The organism is Variovorax paradoxus (genome assembly GCF_000834655.1).
Lineage (GTDB): Bacteria > Pseudomonadota > Gammaproteobacteria > Burkholderiales > Burkholderiaceae_C > Variovorax > Variovorax paradoxus_F.
Window position 1 is genome coordinate 1 of the sequence record NZ_JXQQ01000116.1, and the last position, 2,894, is coordinate 2,894.

At 61.3% G+C, this 2,894-nt stretch carries 4 protein-coding genes; 2 read left to right on the forward strand and 2 right to left on the reverse strand.

Annotation, left to right across the window (positions count from 1 at the left end; translation table 11 throughout):
- The coding region (locus RT97_RS29150; RefSeq protein ID WP_042582355.1) for a porin at nucleotides 1-609 on the reverse strand (609 nt) is incomplete at its 3' end.
- Nucleotides 610-890: 281 nt separating this feature from the next.
- Here RT97_RS29150 and coq7 point away from each other — a divergent pair.
- On the forward strand, nucleotides 891-1,520 hold the full coding sequence (gene coq7 / locus RT97_RS29155; RefSeq protein ID WP_042582353.1) for a 2-polyprenyl-3-methyl-6-methoxy-1,4-benzoquinone monooxygenase: 630 nt from the start codon (nucleotides 891-893) through the stop codon (nucleotides 1,518-1,520).
- Nucleotides 1,521-1,538: 18 nt separating this feature from the next.
- Here the strand turns inward: coq7 and RT97_RS29160 are convergent, their stop codons facing one another.
- Entirely contained in the window at nucleotides 1,539-1,988 is a 450-nt protein-coding gene (locus tag RT97_RS29160) for an OsmC family protein (RefSeq protein WP_042582354.1), read from the reverse strand.
- A 264-nt stretch (nucleotides 1,989-2,252) separates the two neighbouring features.
- On the opposite strand from RT97_RS29160, the gene RT97_RS29165 reads away from it, so the two are divergent.
- On the forward strand, nucleotides 2,253-2,894 hold a 642-nt coding region (locus RT97_RS29165; RefSeq protein ID WP_042582356.1), incomplete at its 3' end, for a porin.

Consider the following 2,894-nt stretch of genomic DNA (forward strand, 5'->3'; position numbering starts at 1 on the left):
GCCGTAGAAACCACCCAGGTTCGGCGGCAGGAAGTAGCCGATGCTGTTGCTGGTGCGGGTGTAGTTGCTGGTGCTGACATTGGTGATGCCAGGCACAGCCGCGGGAGCCGCGCCGGTGAAGTTGGCAAAACCGGACGAAGCCGTGAAGACCAGGTTGGTGCCGACGCCGTTGGTGCCGAACGGATCGAACACGGTGTCGTTCCAGAACGTGGCGGAGTAGTCACGACCCAGGCGGATTTCACCGAAACCACCCGACAGGCTCACGGTCGAACGACGAGCGAACGTCGAAACGCCTTGCTGGCCGTCGTCATTGGTGATCGGAGCTTCGAGCCAGAAGCTGGCTGCCAGGCCACCACCGAGGTCTTCCGTACCACGGAAGCCCAGACGGCTGGAGTTGTAGCCGGAGTTAGCCAGTTCGCGACGGCTTGCCTTGACGCTGCCACGGTTCACGTAGAACGGGTTCAGGAAGGTAGCACCGTTCAGGTCACGCGAGGTGGCCGAATAGCCGCTGATCGACGCGTCGACCACACCGAACAGAGTGACGGACGACTGAGCCGAGGCAACACCGGCAACAGCCAGGGCAGCCAGAGCAACTAGAGATTTTTTCATTGCAAGTTTCTCCAAGGTTAAACATAGGGCTCCGGTGCGAAGGGCTCACCGTGACTGGCACTTTGTGCTCCCACCGGACCCCGGGCCAACCTCCTTTTGGGAAGTTGTTGCTATTGCACCAGAGCCGATGCGGCAGGGCAAAACAAATCGCCCGAAATCTCCGATGGCCTCGGCGTTTCGTTGCAGTCCTGCAACAAAGGACTTAGCCCATCTGTCACACCACAATGCGGAACAAAACCGTAACTTTTTGCAGCCCTGTCGAGGTGCGGTCAAATAGGTGCATGACGCTCTTGCTAGACCCCGTCCTGACCGCCGCAGATGCGGCATTGCGCACCCTTTTTGCCCGTCCTCATGCAACCCGGGCCATGCCCGTCCCGGCGCAGCCACTTGGCGCACTGGATGAAGAGCAGCGCCGCAATGCTGGCGCATTGATGCGGGTCAATCATGTCGGAGAAGTCTGTGCACAGGCGCTTTACACCGCGCAGGCCGCAGTGGCGCGCGATCCGGCCTTGCGCGCCCAATTCGTCGAAGCCGCGCATGAGGAGACCGATCACCTGGCTTGGACACGGCAACGCCTGGACGAACTGGGCGCTCGGCCTTCGCTACTGAATCCGCTCTGGTATGCCGGAGCCTTCGGCCTCGGCCTTGTCGCGGGCCGCCTTGGGGACCCGCTGAGCCTGGGGTTCGTCGCGGAAACCGAACGCCAGGTGGAGGCTCATCTCGACAGCCACCTGAACCTGCTTCCGCTGGCCGACAGTGCTTCCAGAGCCGTGGTCGAGCAGATGAAGCTCGACGAGGCGCGCCATGCGGCTCAAGCCGTCGACGCGGGTGCCGCCGAACTCCCGGCACCGGCCAAGGCCTTGATGCGCCTGGCCTCTCGCGTGATGACCACGCTGGCGCACCGCATCTAGGAGCGCAAGCCCGCTACCTCACGTTTCGACGAGGTCGAAACTGGTGGTGATCTCGGCGGTCTTCGCCAGCATGATGCTGGCCGAGCAATAGGTTTCGTGACTCAACGCGACCGCTCGCTCCACCGCGGAGGCCGGAATCCCCTTGCCGGCAACTGTGAAATGCATGTGGATCTTCGTGAAGACCTTGGGATCCTTTTCGGCGCGCTCGCTGGTCAGTTTGACGCTGCAGCGCTCGACTCGATGACGCCCCCGTTTCAATATCAGCACGACGTCGTAGGCAGTGCACCCGCCCGTGCCCGCAAGCACCGTCTCCATCGGTCGTGCCGCGAGGTTCTGGCCACCGTTCTCGGGCTTGCTCGCGTCAGGGGCGCCATCCATCATCAAGACGTGGCCACTGCCCGTTTCGGCGACAAAGCCCATGGCCGAACGCGTTCCCGCGTCGCCGGTCCAACTCACTGTGCATTCCATGATTCTTCGGATTCCAGTCGGGATGCCCGGCAAAAAAGCACGTTGGCATCGGATTTGTGTGGGAAAAGCATCACTCGCTTGTTGCAACGCAACAAACAGCCGATATACTTTATTTCATCGCGCATACGTTTGCGCCCAAAGTTGTCTCCTCCACCCTTCCAATTGGTGGATTTAGCCCCGAGTTGCAAAACTCGGGGCTTTTTTCTTTCCGGGTGTCCATGATGCGGGCGCCACTCTAGTGCTCGCGCCCAAAGGGCAGCTGCTCTGGCTGCCCTGGCTGTTGCCGGTGTTGCCTCGGCTCAGTCGTCCGTCACTCTGTTCGGTGTGGTCGATGCGTCAATCAGCGGCTACTCGTCCACCTCGCGTGACCTGAACAATGGTTTCACGTACAACGCACAGGGCATTCCCACTGGGTTCAACCCGCTCTACGTGAACCGCGGCAGCGTCAAGGCAAGCCGCCGCGAACTCGCTAACTCGGGCTACAACTCCAGCCGTCTGGGCTTCCGTGGTACGGAAGACCTCGGTGGTGGCCTGGCAGCCAGTTTCTGGCTCGAAGCTCCCATCAAGAACGACGATGGCTCTGAAGGCGTTGCGACGTTCGCTCGTCGTTCGACCGTGAGCCTGTCGGGTGGTTTCGGTGAAGTCCGTCTGGGTCGCGACTACACCGCCACGTTCTGGAACGACACTGTGTTCGATCCGTTCGGCACGAACGGTGTTGGCACCAACCTGATCTCGACGGCCAACAACTCCTTCGGCTCTTTCAACGGCTTCGGCGCCAGCAACAAGGCGTTCACCGATCAGTACCCGAACGTTGCTCTCGCCACCAACGTGGGCGGCAACAACCACACCCGCACCAGCAACAGCATCGGCTACTTCCTGCCGCCGAACCTGGGTGGTTTCTACGGC

What these genes read in the sequence shown, in the direction of transcription:
- coq7 (WP_042582353.1), top strand. Translation starts at nt 891, where the DNA reads ATGACGCTCTTGCTAGACCCCGTCCTGACCGCCGCAGATGCGGCATTG.
- RT97_RS29160 (WP_042582354.1), bottom strand. Translation starts at nt 1,988, where the DNA reads ATGGAATGCACAGTGAGTTGGACCGGCGACGCGGGAACGCGTTCGGCC.